General features: G+C 72.4%; 17 protein-coding genes. 8 read left to right on the plus strand and 9 right to left on the minus strand.

What is annotated here, in order from left to right:
- Position 1: 1 nt before the first annotated feature.
- The 6 genes from ACBJ32_RS18140 to ACBJ32_RS18165 form a co-directional block, all read right to left on the minus strand.
- Complete coding sequence (locus ACBJ32_RS18140) at positions 2 to 826, minus strand: metal-dependent hydrolase (RefSeq protein ID WP_357867231.1); 825 nt, start codon at positions 824 to 826, stop codon at positions 2 to 4.
- Positions 823 to 2,034, minus strand: a complete 1,212-nt coding sequence (locus tag ACBJ32_RS18145) for an MFS transporter (protein ID WP_357867228.1) — start codon at positions 2,032 to 2,034, stop codon at positions 823 to 825. Before ACBJ32_RS18145 ends, ACBJ32_RS18140 begins: the two co-directional genes overlap by 4 nt.
- A gap of 138 nt (positions 2,035 to 2,172) precedes the next feature.
- A complete protein-coding gene (locus ACBJ32_RS18150) occupies positions 2,173 to 2,853 on the minus strand; it encodes an SRPBCC family protein (protein ID WP_375127712.1) in 681 nt (226 codons plus the stop codon).
- Between the two features lie 31 nt (positions 2,854 to 2,884).
- Positions 2,885 to 3,262, minus strand: coding sequence for a hypothetical protein (locus ACBJ32_RS18155; protein ID WP_357867222.1), 378 nt, complete (start codon positions 3,260 to 3,262; stop codon positions 2,885 to 2,887).
- Positions 3,259 to 3,621: a hypothetical protein gene (locus ACBJ32_RS18160; protein WP_357867219.1), complete on the minus strand. Its 363-nt coding sequence runs from the start codon at positions 3,619 to 3,621 to the stop codon at positions 3,259 to 3,261. The genes ACBJ32_RS18155 and ACBJ32_RS18160 overlap by 4 nt, the downstream gene beginning before the upstream one ends.
- 11 nt (positions 3,622 to 3,632) lie before the next feature.
- Positions 3,633 to 4,334 carry a TetR/AcrR family transcriptional regulator C-terminal domain-containing protein gene (locus ACBJ32_RS18165; RefSeq protein WP_375127713.1) on the minus strand — a complete coding sequence of 234 codons (702 nt, stop codon included), beginning with the start codon at positions 4,332 to 4,334 and terminating at the stop codon, positions 3,633 to 3,635.
- Between the two features lie 44 nt (positions 4,335 to 4,378).
- Between ACBJ32_RS18165 and ACBJ32_RS18170 the strand changes: the two genes are divergently transcribed.
- Together ACBJ32_RS18170 and ACBJ32_RS18175 are read left to right on the plus strand one after the other, a co-directional pair.
- Positions 4,379 to 5,737, plus strand: a complete 1,359-nt coding sequence (locus ACBJ32_RS18170) for a DHA2 family efflux MFS transporter permease subunit (RefSeq protein ID WP_375127771.1) — start codon at positions 4,379 to 4,381, stop codon at positions 5,735 to 5,737.
- A complete protein-coding gene (locus ACBJ32_RS18175) occupies positions 5,707 to 6,201 on the plus strand; it encodes a DUF523 domain-containing protein (protein ID WP_357867214.1) in 495 nt (164 codons plus the stop codon). The genes ACBJ32_RS18170 and ACBJ32_RS18175 overlap by 31 nt, the downstream gene beginning before the upstream one ends.
- Here ACBJ32_RS18175 and ACBJ32_RS18180 read toward each other — a convergent pair.
- Genes ACBJ32_RS18180 through ACBJ32_RS18190 form a run of 3 tightly spaced genes read right to left on the minus strand, consistent with a single transcriptional unit; the run spans position 6,177 to position 7,766 of the window.
- Positions 6,177 to 6,557, minus strand: coding sequence for a hypothetical protein (locus ACBJ32_RS18180; RefSeq protein WP_375127714.1), 381 nt, complete (start codon positions 6,555 to 6,557; stop codon positions 6,177 to 6,179). The genes ACBJ32_RS18175 and ACBJ32_RS18180 overlap by 25 nt on opposite strands.
- Before the next feature lie 40 nt (positions 6,558 to 6,597).
- Positions 6,598 to 7,200, minus strand: a complete 603-nt coding sequence (locus ACBJ32_RS18185) for a TetR/AcrR family transcriptional regulator (protein WP_375127715.1) — start codon at positions 7,198 to 7,200, stop codon at positions 6,598 to 6,600.
- Positions 7,200 to 7,766 carry a hypothetical protein gene (locus tag ACBJ32_RS18190; RefSeq protein ID WP_375127716.1) on the minus strand — a complete coding sequence of 189 codons (567 nt, stop codon included), beginning with the start codon at positions 7,764 to 7,766 and terminating at the stop codon, positions 7,200 to 7,202. The genes ACBJ32_RS18185 and ACBJ32_RS18190 overlap by 1 nt, the downstream gene beginning before the upstream one ends.
- 27 nt (positions 7,767 to 7,793) lie before the next feature.
- Here ACBJ32_RS18190 and ACBJ32_RS18195 point away from each other — a divergent pair, with 27 nt between their 5' ends.
- The 6 genes from ACBJ32_RS18195 to nhaA all read left to right on the plus strand — a co-directional run bounded on the left by ACBJ32_RS18195 (position 7,794) and on the right by nhaA (position 15,123).
- On the plus strand, positions 7,794 to 8,471 hold the full coding sequence (locus ACBJ32_RS18195; protein ID WP_375127717.1) for a response regulator transcription factor: 678 nt from the start codon (positions 7,794 to 7,796) through the stop codon (positions 8,469 to 8,471).
- Between the two features lie 10 nt (positions 8,472 to 8,481).
- The gene (locus ACBJ32_RS18200; RefSeq protein WP_375127718.1) at positions 8,482 to 9,792 is read left to right on the plus strand and encodes a sensor histidine kinase; all 1,311 of its coding nucleotides are present in this window, start codon (positions 8,482 to 8,484) and stop codon (positions 9,790 to 9,792) included.
- A 41-nt stretch (positions 9,793 to 9,833) separates the two neighbouring features.
- Entirely contained in the window at positions 9,834 to 10,877 is a 1,044-nt protein-coding gene (locus ACBJ32_RS18205; RefSeq protein WP_375127719.1) for a lytic polysaccharide monooxygenase, read from the plus strand.
- 158 nt (positions 10,878 to 11,035) lie between these two features.
- A complete protein-coding gene (locus ACBJ32_RS18210; protein WP_375127720.1) occupies positions 11,036 to 12,406 on the plus strand; it encodes a Dyp-type peroxidase in 1,371 nt (456 codons plus the stop codon).
- A gap of 174 nt (positions 12,407 to 12,580) precedes the next feature.
- Positions 12,581 to 13,261: a GAP family protein gene (locus tag ACBJ32_RS18215; RefSeq protein WP_375127721.1), complete on the plus strand. Its 681-nt coding sequence runs from the start codon at positions 12,581 to 12,583 to the stop codon at positions 13,259 to 13,261.
- A gap of 65 nt (positions 13,262 to 13,326) precedes the next feature.
- Positions 13,327 to 15,123, plus strand: a complete 1,797-nt coding sequence (gene nhaA, locus ACBJ32_RS18220; RefSeq protein WP_375127722.1) for a Na+/H+ antiporter NhaA — start codon at positions 13,327 to 13,329, stop codon at positions 15,121 to 15,123.
- Positions 15,124 to 15,141: the final 18 nt, after the last annotated feature.

Consider the following 15,141-nt stretch of genomic DNA (forward strand, 5'->3'; position numbering starts at 1 on the left):
CTCAGCCGGCGCGGCCGGTGCGCATGGTCAGCGTGACGTCGTCGAGCGACAGCTCGGCGACGATCCCGGCCAGCTCTCCCGTGCGGCTGACGTGGGTGCCGCCGCACGGGATGGACGCCTCGCCCTCCGGCAGCGAGCAGTGCCACGTGCGGCGGGCCGTCAGCCCCCGGTCCGGCACTTCCAGGTGGACCGGCGCGTCGGCGGCCACCCACGCCGCGAGCCGGTCGTTCACCTGCCGGGCGAGCTTCTCAGGGTCCAGGTCCTCGGCGGAGAAGCCCTTCTTGCGCAGCGACTTGCCCAGGCGGTAGACGTCCACGCTGCCGTGCGGGGTGATGCGGGAGGAGGTGATGGCCGCCTGGTCGAAGTCGGGGCGGCCGAGCGAGTCGGGCCGCGTCTGCTTGCGCCACCGGTCGGCCAGGGCGGCGTTGAGCGCGAGCGCGGCCAGGTGGCAGGCGGTGTGGCCGGCGCAGAGCGCGGCGCGGAAGCCCGCGTCCACTTCCAGGTCGACCTCCGCCCCCGCGGGCAGCGCCGTCTCGGTCACGTGGACGACCAGCCAGTCCCAGCCCTCGGCGCCGCGCCGGGCCGGGATGTCCGCGCCGAGGAAGATCTCGCCGGTGTCCGACCGGGCTCCTGTCAGGCAGTCGACGACCGGCAGGCCGCCGATCGTGCCGCGGTCGGCGGGCTGGTCGGGCCAGGTGTGGTCGAGGGGGTGGAACGGCGTCTCGGAGACGACGAGGCCGTGCCGCTCCCCCACCGGCACGGCCTCGACGATCGTGGAGCGGCCGCTGGTCAGGCCGCTGGGGAAGGTGACGAGGGTGGAGTTCACCCGGCCATTCTCTCGTCCTCCAGGTAGCGGTTGCGGCCGGCGTACAGGCCGGTCAGGAGCTGGGCGGCGAGGACCACGAAGATCAGCGTGTACGGCACCGCCCACCCTCCGGTGGCCTCGCGCAGCACGCCCACCAGCAGCGGGCCGGCGCCCGAGATGAGGTAGCCGGCGCTCTGCCCGAAGGCCGACAGCGCGGCCGTGGTCTCCGGCGTACGGGTGCGCAGCGCCAGCATCATCAGCGCCAGCGGGAACGACCCCATCCCCACGGCGATGAACACGACCCAGACCATGGCCGTGGAGGCGGGCGCGAACCACAGCCCGAGGAAGCCGATCACGTAGAACACGACGAGCCCGACGACGGTGGGACGCTGGTCGCGGAAGCGGGAGGCGATCATCGGCACGGCGATCGAGACGGGGATGTTCAGCGCGGTGAACACGCCGAGGATCACCCCGGCCTCGGAGGTGGTGTAGCCGCCGTCGGTGAGGATGGTGGCGAGCCAGCCGAACATGATGTAGGCGATCATCGACTGGGTGCCGAAGTAGACCGCGATCATCCAGGCCAGCCTGCTCTTGACCAGGCTGCGGATGCCCGCGTCCCGGCCGCCGGTGTCCCGCTCCGGCTCACTGCGCAGCAGCGCAAGCCACGGAATGGCGGCGACAGCGGCCAGGGCCGCCCACACGCCGAGCGCGATGTGCCAGTCCCCCGAAGCGCGCTCGATCGGCACGGTCGCGGCGGCGGCCAGCATGGTGCCGGCGGCCAGGGCCGTGGTGTAGACGGTGGTCATGATCCCGGTGCGGGCCGGGAAGTGACGCTTGATCAGCGTCGGGATCAGCACGTTGCCGACGGCGCCGCCGGACAGCGCGACGGCGCTGCTCAGCAGGAACACCGGGGCGGAGCCGACCAGCGACCTGACCAGCAGCCCGGTGCCCAGCGTGACGAGGGCGAGCAGCAGCAGCCGGTGCTCGCCGACGCGCCTGGCCAGCGTCGGGGTGATGGCGCCCACGCTGGCGAAGGCCAGCACGGGCAGGGTGGTCAGCAGCCCGGTGCCGACGCTCGACATGCCGAGGCCGGCGGAGAGCTGGTCGAGCAGGGGGCCGACGCTCGTGACGCCGGTGCGCAGGTTCAGTGCGGCGAGGACGATTCCCAGCACGAGGAGCCAGGCCAGCGGGGTGGTTCTGCCTCGGGACTCTTGGGCGAGCACGCTCATGTCGGGAACGGTCCTCCACTCATCAAATCATGGGACGAATGACACCTTAACAGGACCGAAATATGCATTTATTCCTGGCGAACATCCCTCAGGCATGACAAAACCCCCGGAGCCGGACTCCGGGGGTTCTGTGGCAGCTCACAGCACAGGGGGAGGCGGTTGCCCCGGCCCCTGAGGAGTCCCCGGGCCGCCCGGAGCCCCGGGAGTGCCCGTGGAGCCCGGAGGCACCGGCCCCGGAGGCGGCAGCGTGCCGCCCGGCGAAGCCCCGCCACCACCAGCAGGCGGGTAGTCGCCGCCCACCGTGCCCGGGGGCACGTTGCGAGCGCTGCCGCCGTACGTGGAGCCCTGCTCGTGCTCGCGCTGGTGCGGCCCCGGCACGTCGCCGCGCCAGCCGCCGGTCTCGTCGCCGCGCGACTCGATGAAGGTCTTGAAGCGCTTCACGTCGCCGATCACCCGCATGCGCACGAGCTGCAGCTTGTCGCCCGCGGTCTCCAGGAAGCCCTCGGGGTCGTACTCCATCTGGAGCGTGACCCTGGTGGTGTCGTCGTCGAGCCGGTGGAAGGTCACCACACCGGCCTGGTGCGGCTTGTCGACACTGCGCCAGGCGATGCGCTCGTCGGGGTGCTGCTCGGTGATCTCCGCCTCGAACTCGCGCCTGATACCGGCGATCTCCGCCACCCAGGCCGTACGCGTGTCACTGAGCTGCTTGACCGACTCCACGCCCTCCATGAACTCGGGGAAGCTCTCGAACTGCGTCCATTGGTTGTAGGCCACCCGGACGGGGACCCTGACATCTTCGGAATGTTCGATCGTGCTCATGGGGTCTGCCACTGCCCCGGCACGCCGGGCGTTAACGCCTTCGACGCAGCCAGAACAGGCCCACGAGGGGCAGCACGAGGGGGATGAACAGGTAACCCCTGCCGTACGCCGACCACACGGTCTCGTCGGGGAAGGCGGCCTGGTCCAGCAGGCTGAGCGTGCCGATGATCAGCACGCCGGCCAGCTCGATGCCGAGCGCCACCAGCGCCAGGCGGCGCGCGCCGCGCCAGAGCGCGACCGTGAGCAGGATGTAGACCAGCGCCGCGAACGCCGACAGCGAGTACGCCAGCGGCGCCTCGCCGAACCTGGTGGCGATCTGCACGGCCGCCCGCGCCCCCGCGGCCAGCGAGAACAGCCCGTAGACCGCGATCAGTGCCCGGCCGGGCCCGGAGCCGATGGCGGTCGTCACGCCGTGCCCTGCCAGATCTGCAGGAGCCGGCCCGTCATCACCGCGACCGCGAACCCGGCCACGGCCAGGATCGCCGGCCCCCACCTGCTGCGCTCGGCCAGCGCCAGGAACACGCCCGCGGGCGGGATCAGCACCTCGCCGCCGACGTAGCCGAACAGCGTGACCTTGTCGTCGGGCCCCTGCCCCCCGGCCACCCCCGCGACCACGAACCCCGCCTGCACCAGCACGGCCACCTCCAGCAGGGCGAACCCCACCAGCAGCACCATGCCCATCGGCCGGTCGCGGATCGCGACGATCAGGCTCATCAGCATCAGCAGCAGCGAGCCGGAGATGACGATCGTGGAGACGGTGGTGTTCATCGGGGGTAAGGCTATCGCCCGGTATCGCCGCCCCCGATGGAGCCCTCCATCCCGTCGAGCACCCAGTTGAGCCCGCGCTCGAAGTTGTCGTCGGCCCCCTGCACGCCCTGCTCGATCATCGGCGCCAGCCGGGGGAACTCGCCGCTCTCGATCAGCTCCCTGACGTACGGCTCCGCCAGCGCGGCCCGCTCGGCGTCGTCGATCCCCCGCTCCCTGGGCGAGCGGCGCTCCACGGCCTGCCTGACCACGAACCCGGTCATGTAGTCGTTGAAGGTCGCCAGGAACCGCCAGGCCGTCAGCCGGTCGACCCCGAGCCCGTCGAAGGCCGACAGCTTCTGCTCCACGTGCCGCAGCCCGTTGGGCCCCACGGCCACCCGGTGGGAGATCAGGTCGACCCGCCACGGATGCCGCCGCACCAGCTCCAGCTCGCGCCGGGCGAGCAGCAGCAGCGCCTCGCGCCAGTCGCCGGGCAGCGGCTCCTCGACCACCGCCTCCGCGGCGATCTCGTCGGCCATCAGCGCGAGCAGGTCCTCCTTGCGCTCGATGTAGGAGTACAGCGTCATCGCGCGGGCGTCCAGCTCGGTGGCCACGCGCCTGATCGAGACGGCGTCGAGCCCCTCGGCGTCGGCCACGGCGATGGCCGTGGCGACGATCGCCTCCCGGGTCAGCACCGGGCGGCGGGGCGGGGTCGGTCTCGACCAGATCGATGTCACGGGACCGATTTTAGACAGCGTACGAAACTGATACGGTGTACGACATGCGATACGCCGTACGAACCCCCTTCCCGGCCACCGGCCTGGTCGTCCTGCTCGGCGTCGTCATGACGATGCTCGACACCACGATCGTCAACGTCGCGCTCGGCACCCTGGCCCGCGACTTCCACACCACGCTCGCCAGCGTCCAGTGGGCGGCCACCGGCTACCTGCTGGCCCTGTCGATGACCGTCCCGGTCACCGGCTGGGCGGTCGGCAGGTTCGGCGTGCGCCACGTCTGGCTCGGCTCGCTCGCGCTCTTCGTCGCCGGCTCCGCCCTCTGCGCCGCCGCCTGGTCGCTGGGGAGCCTGGTCGTCTTCCGCGTCGTTCAGGGGGTGGGCGGGGGCCTGCTCCAGCCGGTCGGGCAGATGATGCTGGCCCAGGCGGCGGGCAAGGAGCGGATGGGCCGGGCGATGGGCCTGATCTCGGTGCCCGCCATGCTGGTGCCCGTGCTCGGGCCGCCGCTCGGCGGGCTGCTCGTGCAGGGCCCCGGCTGGCGGTGGCTGTTCCTGGTGAACGTGCCGGTCTGCGCGGTGGCGCTGCTGGCCGCGTTCCTGCTGCTGCCCCGTGAGAGCGGCGCGGGACAGCGGCAGCGCCTCGACGTGCTCGGCCTGGCCCTGCTGTCGCCCGGCCTGGCCGCCCTGATCTACGGGCTGTCGGAGGTGGGCAACGGGGCCTCGCTGCTGCACCCGGCGCTGTGGATCGGCATGGCCCTGGTGACCGCCTTCGCCTGGCGGTCGCTGCGCGACACGTCCCTGCTGGACCTGCGGCTGTTCGGCGATCGCACCTTCGCCGCGGCGGTGCTCGCCCTCGCGTGCTACTCGGCCGCGATGCTCGGTTTCACCGTGCTCGTGCCGCTCTACAGCCAGCTCGCCGAGGGCGGCACCGCGCTGGAGGCGGGGCTGCTGCTGGCGCCGATGGGGATCGGCGCGGCCATCACCATGCCGCTGGCCGGCAAGCTCACCGACAGCAGGGGGCCGCGCGGCGTCGGAGCGGCGGGGGTGGTGCTGGTGGTGGCGAGCATCGCGGGGTTCGTGCTGACCGGCGGCGGGCCGGTGCCGATGTTCGCGCTCGGGCTCGGCCACGGGCTGGTGGCCACGTCGGTGATGGCGGCCGCGTACCGGACGCTGGAGCCTGCGGCCATCCCGGCGGCGACCACGCTGAGCACGATCACGCTACGGCTCGCCGCCCCGTTCGGGGTCGCGCTGCTGGCCGTGCTGCTGCAGGTGTTCACCAGGGCGGGCGTGGCGCAGCCGTTCCCGTACACGTTCTGGGTGGCCGCCGGGCTGGCCGGGGTCTCGCTGCTGCCGATCGCGCTCATAGGATCGGGTACGTGGAGAAGATCCTCGTCAGCGCCTGCCTGATGGGCCGCAAGGTGCGCTACGACGGCGGCGCGAAGACCAGCTCCGACGCCTGGCTCGCCGGGTGGCGCGAGGAGGGGCGGCTGGTGCCGTTCTGCCCCGAGGTGGAGGGCGGGCTGCCGGTCCCGAGGCTCGCCGCGGAGATCGAGGGCGGTGCGGGCGGAGAGGCCGTGCTGGCCGGCGCGGCCCGCGTGCTGGCGACGGACGGGTCCGACGTGACGGCCGAGTTCCTGGCGGGCGCGCGCGGGGCGCTGGCCGTGGCGCGCGCGCACGGCATCCGGATGGCGGTGCTGAAGGAGGGCAGCCCCTCGTGCGGGGCCCTGGCGATCTACGACGGCACGTTCCAGGGGCGCAGGACCCCGGGGCGGGGCGTCACCACAGCGCTGCTGGAGCGGAACGGCATCCGGGTCTTCAGCGAGGAGCGCCTGCCCGAGGCCGCCGGTTACCTGCGCACCCTGGAGACGTAGAAGGCGCCGCTCAGCCCGGCGGCGAGCGCGACCGCCATGACGCTGTGGTACCAGGTGAGCAGCGCGCTGCCCGCCTCCGGGCCGAAGGCGAGCGCCAGGATCCCGAGCAGCACTCCGCCGAGCGCCGCCGCGTGCGTGTAGATCAGGCCGTCCCAGGCCCACGCCCGCCGGGCCAGCGCGCCGTACCCGCCGCCGATCAGCACCACGCAGCACAGCGTCTCCACGATCGCGGCCGGCACGATCACCGGCTCCCGCACGGGCCCGAGCCCGACTCCGGCGTGCAGCACCGCGAACGTCACGAATACCAGCGCGTAGAGCAGCGACAGCCCGCCCAGCGATCTCCGGAGTGCGTCCATGCCGCCACGCTGCCACGGCCCGGGGCGAACGGAATCGTCTCTAGGGAGTCGGCGCCGCTACACCTTCAGTCGTAGGCAGCAGCCGCCTCACCAGGCGGATGACCTCGTCGATCGTCACCGTCGCGTCGGGCTCCGACTCGCACGCGGCCACCGCGCGACCGGCCTCGCCCATCATGGTCGTCAGCAGCACCACCAGCACCTGGCTCTCCCGCGAGTCGTCCAGGCCGAGCAGGCGCTTGTTGCCGCCGATCCAGTTCCAGCCGCGCTGCCTGCGCAGCGTGGCGAACTCGACCGGCCCGTCGCTCTCCAGGAACAGCCCGGCCACCTCGCGCTGCTCCCACGAGCCCTCCAGGTACGCGCGGGCCCCCGCCAGGAACTTCTCGGCCTCGCCCGCCTCCCTGACGGACTTCGCCGCCCGGGAGGTGCGCTCCTCCTGCCCGCGCATGAACTGCTCCCACAGTGCCAGGAACAGGCCGGGCTTGCCGCCGTAGTGGTGGTACAGGCTGCCGACGCTGATCCCTGACGCCTCCACGATGTCGGCGACCGTGGCGTCGGCGTACCCCTTGGCCAGGAAGACGTCGCGGGCCGCGCGCAGCAGCGTGTCGCGGGTGCCGCTCGACCGGCTCCAGCGTCGGCTCCTCATCAGTACTCCCAGGTGTCGGTGCGCCGCTCGTGACCGATGCAGAACACGCCCGTGCCGTGCTCGCCCTTGACCAGGTCCACCCGGATCCAGCCGTCGGCGCGGGCGATCTTGGCGGTGTAGCCGCTGACCGGGGTGGCCGAGATCAGGCGGCACCCTTCCCTGCCGATCGTGAACGCCACCTCCCCGCCCTTCACCTTCACCACCTTGAGCGACGGCGTGGGCGCCGCAGTCCCCGGCCTCTTCGTCACCGGAGCCGTGGTGCGCTGCTCCTTCGGTGTGCTGCGCGGCGCCGGCGTGGCAGGCGCCTGCTCGACGGATGTCGGAGTGGGGAACGTCGAAGCGGGGGACGTCGGCGCGGGGGACGTCGGCGCGGGAGACGTCGGCGCGGCGGGCGCGCGCGTTCCGGGCCGCTCGCCCGCCGCGATCGTCTGCGCGAGGAACGGTTCGACGTCCACGTCGTCCACGAACTCCTCGCGCAGCACGTCACGCACGCCGAACCACGAGACCGACACCGCGACCACGGTGGCTCCGCACCAGATCGCCGCATATCTCAGGGCTCGACGCATGAGACGCATTATGTACGGTGGGGCCCCATGGCGACGGTTCTCGTAGTCGAAGACGACGAATTCGTCAGATCGGCGATCATTCACGAGCTGGGCAGGCGGGAGCACGCCGTCCGCAGCGCCGGCTGCGCCCTCGACGCGCTCAGGGAGATCTCGCAGTCGCCTCCCGACGCCGTCATCCTCGACCTCGGCCTGCCCGACCTGGACGGCTCGGAGGCGCTGCGCATGGTGCGCGGCATCTCCGACGTGCCGGTCATCGTGGCCACCGCCCGCGACGACGAGGCCGAGATCGTCAGGCTGCTGCGCGCCGGCGCCGACGACTACCTGGTCAAGCCGTTCTCCGGCGACCATCTCAGCGCCCGGCTGGACGCCGTGCTGCGCCGGGCCAGGTCGGCGCCCGCGCCCCGGACGATCGCGGTCGGCGGCCTGGTCGTGGACGTGGACCGGCGCGAGGCCGCGCTCGACGGCGGGCCGCTGGCGCTGACCAGGCGCGAGTTCGACCTGCTCGCCTACCTCGCCGCCCGCGCCGACCGGGTGGTCACGCGCAAGGAGCTGCTGGCCGAGGTCTGGCGGCTCGCCTACGGCGACGACCAGACGATCGACGTGCACCTGTCGTGGCTGCGCCGCAAGCTCGGCGAGAGCGCCTCCCGGCCCCGCTACCTGCACACCGTACGCGGCGTCGGGTTCATGTTGTCAGCACCCCGATGAGCGGGCCCCGATGAGGCGGACCCTCGCGGTGCTGATGGTCGCCGTCACCTCGATGGTCGCGCTGGCCTTCCTGGTGCCGCTGGCGCTGATCGTCAGGGAGACCGCGCAGAGCAGGGCCGTCGCGGGCGCCGAGCGGCAGGCGTCGGCGCTGGTGCCGGTGCTGGCGCTGACGACCAGCGGCGACGACCTCGGGCACGCGATGGCGCGCACCGAGGCGGGACGGCGCGGCCTGCTGGCCGTGCACGTCAACGGCGGCGCGACGGTCGGCACGTCGCGCGCCCCGGCCGCGCAGGTGGCCGTGGCCGCCGCCCGGACCAGGGCGAGCACGGTCGAGCTGGACGGCGGGTACGTGCTGCTGCGCCCCGTGGCGCTGGACGGCGACCGGGGCGCGGTGATCGAGGTGTTCGTGCCGGCCGACGACCTGAACCGGGGCGTGCCGTCCTCCTGGGCGGTGCTGACGGGCGTGGCCGTGGTGCTCGTGCTCGGTTCGGTGCTGGTCGGCGACCGGCTCGGGGCGCGGGTCGTACGGGCCTCGCGCCGCCTCGGCACGGCGGCCACCGCGCTCGGCTCCGGCGATCTGAGCGAGCGCATCCACCCCGACGGGCCGCCCGAGCTCAAGGCGGCGGCCAACGCCTTCAACACCATGGCCAACCGCGTCACCCACCTCCTCGCGGCCGAGCGGGAGCTGGCCGCCGACCTCTCCCACCGGCTGCGCACGCCGCTGACCGCGCTCAAGCTGAGCCTCGACCAGCTCGGCCCGCAGGCGGAGCCCAGCAGGCAGGCGCTGGCCCGGCTGGAGGGCGAGGTCACCACGATCATCTCGGCGGCCCGGCGCCCCGCACGCGGGGACCGGTCGTTCGGCAGGTCGTGCGACGCGGCCGAGGTGCTGCGCGAGCGGCTGGCGTTCTGGTCGGCGCTGGCCGAGGACCAGGGGCGGCCGTGGCAGCTCGTCGGGGCCACGCTGCCGGTGCGGGCGCCCGTGCCGGCCGGGGAGCTGACGGCGGTGGTGGACGCGCTGCTCGGGAACGTGTTCCGGCACACGGCGGAGGGCACGGCGTTCAGCGTCACGCTGCACGAGGGCCGCGGCGTGCTCGGCATCCTGGTCGCCGACGCGGGGCCCGGCATCCCGGACCCGGAGGCGGCGCTGGAGCGGGGCGCCAGCGGGAGCGGGTCCACCGGGCTCGGGCTGGACATCGCGCGACGGCTGGCCGAGTCGACCGGCGGCTCGCTGCGGCTGGATCGTTCGTCGCTGGGCGGGGCCCAGGTGCAGGTGTGGTTGCGGCTTGAAAAGCTGTCTAAGCCAGCCTTAAAGGACACTTAAGCCCGATATTTCGGCATTATCGGTGCTCCAAGGTGTTCTGCATGCAGATCAACCGCAAGGCGCTCGTCGCCACCACCCTGGCCGCCCCCACCCTGCTCGTGCTCGCCGTCGTCCCCGGCGCCGCCTCCGCCCACGGCACCATGAGCAACCCGCCCAGCCGCACGATGGTCTGCTACAGCGAGGGCCCGGAGAGCCCCAGGTCGGCCGCGTGCAAGCAGGCCGTGGCGACCGGCGGCACCCAGCCCCTGTACGACTGGAACGAGGTCAACATCGCCGACGCCGCCGGCCGGCACCGCCAGATCATCCCCGACGGGAAGCTGTGCAGCGCGGGCCGCGACAAGTACCGCGGCTTCGACCAGGCCCGCGCCGACTGGCCGGCGACGACCATGACCAGCGGCGCCACGCACACCTTCAAGTACCGGGCGACCGCCCCGCACAAGGGCGCCTTCGAGCTGTACATCACCGACGACGGCTACGACCCGGCCAAGCCGCTGAAGTGGTCGGACCTGGAGTCCACGCCCTTCCACACCGTGACGAACCCGACGGTGGCCGACGGCTACTACACGATGACCGCCAAGCTCCCGTCCCGCCAGGGCCGCCACCTGATCTACGCGATCTGGCAGCGCAGCGACAGCCCCGAGGCGTTCTACTCCTGCTCGGACGTGGTCTTCGGGCAGAGCAACCCCTCGCCCGCGCCGACCCCGACCGGCACGCCGACGGCGACCCCGAAGCCCACCCCGACGACCTCCACGCCCAGGCCCACCTCGACGACCTCCACCCCGAAGCCCACCTCCACCGCCACGACCCCGCCGGACGGCGGCAACGCCCTGGCCGCGATCAACGCGGGCGTCGGCGTCTCCCCCGCCACCGCCGCCGCGGGCACGCGGGTGAAGGTGACGGCCGTCTGCAGCGGCTCCCAGGTGCGCGACGTCACCTCCGCCGCCTTCAGCCCGGCCAGGAACCTGCCCGGCACGCCCACCGTGGCCTGGTCGCCGAGCCTGAAGGCGGCCGAGGCCGGAACCCACGCCGTGACCGTGCGCTGCAAGAACGGCAGCGTGGCGCGGACCTCGCTCACCGTCGGCTGATCGGGAAACGCGGCCTGTCCCTTTCCTGGAAACTTTCCCGTCTGCTCGCGAGTCGTACTGGTGGGGCGCGTCGGAAGACGGGGGATCGCCGGGGAGCGATTCCGCCGTGGCGCGTTCAGGGGGCCCGATTTCATCGCGAACGGGGAAGGGACACGGCAATGCCTGTCGACCTGAACAACGCACGACCCCTGGCCTGGGACTCGGCCACGCTCGACGCGGACACCAAGGCGATGCTCGACAACCTGCAGCCCAACATCCTGCGGGCGCACGTGCGCGAGCAGCTGTCCGTACTGTTCGTCCGGTTCAACGACGTGGCCGAGGGCAGGGCGTTCCTGCGCTGGGTCGCCACCACGAAGATGAAGTCGGCACGCAAGCACATGCAGGAGGTACGGGACTTCGCCGCCGGCCGCCACCGCGGAACCCCGTACGTCGGCATCGGCATCAGCAAGGCCGGCTACCGCGACCTCGGCCACTCGGTGGAGGACGTGCGCAAGTTCGGCGACCCGGTCTTCCGCGACGGCATGAAGCGGCGGGTCGCCGAGGTGAACGACCCTGCGGTGGAGGAGTGGGAGCGTGCCTACCAGCGCGAGATCCACGCCGTCATCCTGATCGGCGACGCGGAGGCGGAGCCGGTGGAGCGGCTGCGCGAGGAGATCCTCGGCGAGCTGCCGGAGAGCGCCCGGCTGCTCGGCGAGGAGCGGGGGCAGGGCATGCGCAACCCGGCCGGCGACGGCATCGAGCACTTCGGCTACGTGGACGGCCGCAGCCAGCCGCTGTTCCTGAAGGACGAGGTGGACAGGGAGCCGAAGGAGCACTGGGACCCGGCGTTCCCGCTGAGCAACGTCCTGGTGCCCGACCCGTTCGCGCCGAACCCCGTCCGCCACCACGGCAGCTACCTGGTGTTCAGGAAGCTGGAGCAGAACGTGCGGGCGTTCAAGGAGATCGAGCGGGACCTGGCCGACGACCTGGGCCTGAGCGGGGTGGACCGCGAGCGGGCGGGCGCCATGCTCGTCGGCCGCTTCAAGGACGGCACGCCCCTGACGCTCAAGCCCAAGCCGGGCGGCGGGCCGGTCGCCAACGACTTCACCTTCGACGGCGACGACGGCTCGAAGTGCCCGTTCGCCGGGCACGTCAGGAAGACCAACCCGCGCTCGTTCGGGCGCGAGGTGCTCATGGCGCGGCGCGGCCAGACCTACGGCGAGCGCACCGACGAGCCGTGGGACGACTCGCCGCCGGAGAACCGGCCGAGCGGGGAGGTCGGGCTGCTGTTCATGGCGTTCAACAGCAGCCTGCTCGACCAGTTCGAGTTCACCCAGCAGAGCTGGGCGAACAACCCGAACTTCGAGGTCGAGGCCACCGGTCACGACCCCGTCATCGGGCAGGGCGAGCGCGACATCAAGGTCACCTTCCCCAAGGCGTGGGGCAAGCCCGAGATGTCCGTACCGCAGGCCCAGGTGGCCCAGACGGTCACCATGAAGGGCGGCGAGTACTTCTTCGCGCCGTCCCTGGCCTACCTGCGTAACCTGTAGCAAGCCTCAGCTCACCCCGATGCCCGTGAGGCCGAGGGTGCCGGCGACGAGCCGCTCCCGGAGTCTCGCGGGCGGGAGGGTGGGCAGCCAGGCTCCACGTGAGCAGAAGGATGTACACCAGGTTCGATCCGGCGAAGGAGGCGGGCACCCGCCCCCGTTCAGCATGATCTCCTCATGACCATCGCGCTGCTGCTCGCCCTCGCGGGCCTGGCGGTGCTCGACAGCACGAGCTTCGGCACCCTCGCCATCCCCGTCTACCTCATGCTCAGCCTGGATCGTTCGCGGACCGCCCGGCTGCTGGTCTACCTCGCCACCATGGCGGTGTTCTACTTCCTGGTGGGCGCGGTGCTCATGCTCGGGCTGGCCACCGCGATGGACACCTTCGGCGACGCGCTCGACAGCAAGGCCGCCTACGCCGCGCAGCTCGTCCTCGGCGTGGGGCTGTTCGCGCTGAGCTGGCGCTTCGACCCCAAGTGGCGCGCCAAGCGGGGCCTGCCCGAGCGCACCTTCGAGCCCCAGGTGGGCGGGCCGCGCACGATGGTGCTGGTGGGGCTGACCGCCGGGGTGCTGGAAGTGGCCACCATGGTGCCGTACCTGGCCGCGATCGGCATGATGACGACCTCGGGGCTGGCGGTGACCCAGTGGGCGCCGCTGCTGGGGGCGTACGTGCTGATCATGATCCTTCCGGCGCTGCTGCTCATGGCCCTGCGCGCGGCGGCGGGCGAGTGGCTGGAGCCGAAGCTGGAGCGGCTGCGGGCCTGGCTGGTCAAACACTCGTCGTCGATGCTGAGCTGGGGCATCGCGATCGTCGGCTTCCTGCTGGCCAGGGACGCGGCCTTCTACCTGTTCTTCTAGCCGGGTGCGGCGCGGGAGCACCCGGACGGCGCCTCTAGGATCAGATCTCCGGGGGGAGATCTACGATGTTGCGCGCGTTCCTGCGGACCGAGGCCGGCAGCACCAGCGTGCTGCTCGTGGCCACCGCGCTGGCCCTGCTCTGGGCGAACTCGCCGTGGGGCGGCACCTACGAGGCGTTCTGGCACACCTCGATGGGCATCTCCTTCGGCGACGCCCAGTTCTCGCTGGACCTGCGCCACTGGGTCAACGACGGCCTCATGACCGTCTTCTTCTTCCTCATCGGCCTGGAAGTCTCCTACGAGGTGCGGCTCGGGCAGCTCAGGGACCGGCGGCTGATCGCCGTGCCGGCCGTGGCGGCGTTCGGCGGCATGCTCGTGCCGGCGGGCGTCTACCTGCTGCTCAACTACGGCGGCCCCGGCGCCGGCGGGTGGGGCGTGCCGATCGCCACCGACACCGCCTTCGTGCTGGGCCTGCTCGCCGTGGCCGGCGCGCGCTGCCCCGACCCGCTGCGCGCGTTCCTGCTGACGCTGGCCATCGTGGACGACGTTCTCGCGATCATCATCATCGCGCTCTTCTACACCGAAGACCTGTCCGTGACCGCGCTGATCACCGCCGCGCTGCTGCTGGCGGCCATCATGACGCTGCGGTGGCTGAAGATCTGGCGGGCGCCCGCGTACATCGTGCTGGGTTTCGCGCTGTGGGTGGCCACGCTGGAGAGCGGCATCCACCCGACGCTGATCGGCATCGCGCTGGGGATCCTCGTCTTCGTGTACGCCCCCACCGACCACAAGCTGCTGCTCGCCGGGGAGGCCGTGCAGGAGTTCACCAGCGAGCCGAGCGCGCGGGCCGCCAGGCAGGCCGCGCTGCGCGTCCAGCGGGCCGTCTCCGTGAACGAGCGCCTGCAACTGCGGCTGCACCCGTGGAGCAGCTACGTGATCGTGCCCGTCTTCGCCCTGGCCAACGCCGGCGTCCGTCTCGACGGGGAGACGCTGCGCGCCGCCGCCACCTCGCCGGTCGCCATCGGCGTGGCGCTGGGGCTGCTGCTGGGCAAGGTCGCCGGGATCTCGCTGGGCACCTGGCTGCCGCTGCGGCTGGGCTGGGGCGTGCTGCCGGGGAACCTGGTGTGGGGGCAGTTGCTGGGCGGGGCCGCCGTGTCGGGGATCGGGTTCACGGTGGCGCTGTTCATCGTGGACCTGGCGTTCGAGGACCCCGCGCTGCACGACCAGGCCAAGATCGGCATCCTGGCGGGCTCGCTGCTGTCCGCCGCGCTGGGCTGGCTGATCTTCCGCATGGCGTGGGACCGGGGCGGCGTGTGCGCGCCGCCCGAGGCCGAGCCGGCCGAGGACCTGCCCACCACGCTGGCCGTCCCCGTCGGCCCCGGCGACCACGTACGCGGCCCCGCCGACGCCCGGGTCACGATCGTCGAGTACGGCGACTTCGAATGCCCGTACTGCGGCCGGCTGCACCCGATCCTGGAGGAGATCCTCAGGAAGAACCCCGACGTGCGGCTGGTCTTCCGCCACTTCCCGCTGCGCACGCTGCACCCGCGCGCCGCCTCGGCCGCGATCGTCGCGGAGGCCGCCGCCGACCGGGGCAGGTTCTGGGAGATGCACGACATCCTCTACGACAACCAGCGCTTCCTCACGGACGCCGACCTGGAGCACTACGCCGCCGAGCTGGACGTCGTCCCCTGGTCCGACGTGGCCGGCCATGTCGCCAGGGTCGGCGTGGACGAGGCGTCCGGCCGCGACAGCGGCGTGCGCGGCACGCCGACGCTGTTCGTCAACGGCGTGCGGTACGAGGGCGGCCACGATCTCGATTCGATCACCCGTGCGGTGGAAGAAAGCCGGGAGTCCGCGTAACGTCATCGGGTCGCTCAA

Origin of the sequence: Nonomuraea sp. GTA35 (assembly GCF_041950525.1) — a bacterium.
Classification (GTDB): Bacteria; Actinomycetota; Actinomycetes; order Streptosporangiales; family Streptosporangiaceae; genus Nonomuraea.

Bases quoted from the DNA above. Each gene is read 5' to 3' on its own strand.
- ACBJ32_RS18210 (WP_375127720.1), top strand. From the start codon at position 11,036: ATGCCTGTCGACCTGAACAACGCACGACCCCTGGCCTGGGACTCGGCC.
- ACBJ32_RS18180 (WP_375127714.1), bottom strand. From the start codon at position 6,557: ATGGACGCACTCCGGAGATCGCTGGGCGGGCTGTCGCTGCTCTACGCG.
- ACBJ32_RS18200 (WP_375127718.1), top strand. From the start codon at position 8,482: ATGAGGCGGACCCTCGCGGTGCTGATGGTCGCCGTCACCTCGATGGTC.
- ACBJ32_RS18160 (WP_357867219.1), bottom strand. From the start codon at position 3,621: ATGAACACCACCGTCTCCACGATCGTCATCTCCGGCTCGCTGCTGCTG.
- ACBJ32_RS18195 (WP_375127717.1), top strand. From the start codon at position 7,794: ATGGCGACGGTTCTCGTAGTCGAAGACGACGAATTCGTCAGATCGGCG.
- ACBJ32_RS18150 (WP_375127712.1), bottom strand. From the start codon at position 2,853: ATGAGCACGATCGAACATTCCGAAGATGTCAGGGTCCCCGTCCGGGTG.
- ACBJ32_RS18190 (WP_375127716.1), bottom strand. From the start codon at position 7,766: ATGCGTCGAGCCCTGAGATATGCGGCGATCTGGTGCGGAGCCACCGTG.
- ACBJ32_RS18215 (WP_375127721.1), top strand. From the start codon at position 12,581: ATGACCATCGCGCTGCTGCTCGCCCTCGCGGGCCTGGCGGTGCTCGAC.
- ACBJ32_RS18145 (WP_357867228.1), bottom strand. From the start codon at position 2,034: ATGAGCGTGCTCGCCCAAGAGTCCCGAGGCAGAACCACCCCGCTGGCC.
- ACBJ32_RS18185 (WP_375127715.1), bottom strand. From the start codon at position 7,200: ATGAGGAGCCGACGCTGGAGCCGGTCGAGCGGCACCCGCGACACGCTG.
- ACBJ32_RS18170 (WP_375127771.1), top strand. From the start codon at position 4,379: ATGCGATACGCCGTACGAACCCCCTTCCCGGCCACCGGCCTGGTCGTC.
- nhaA (WP_375127722.1), top strand. From the start codon at position 13,327: ATGTTGCGCGCGTTCCTGCGGACCGAGGCCGGCAGCACCAGCGTGCTG.
- ACBJ32_RS18205 (WP_375127719.1), top strand. From the start codon at position 9,834: ATGCAGATCAACCGCAAGGCGCTCGTCGCCACCACCCTGGCCGCCCCC.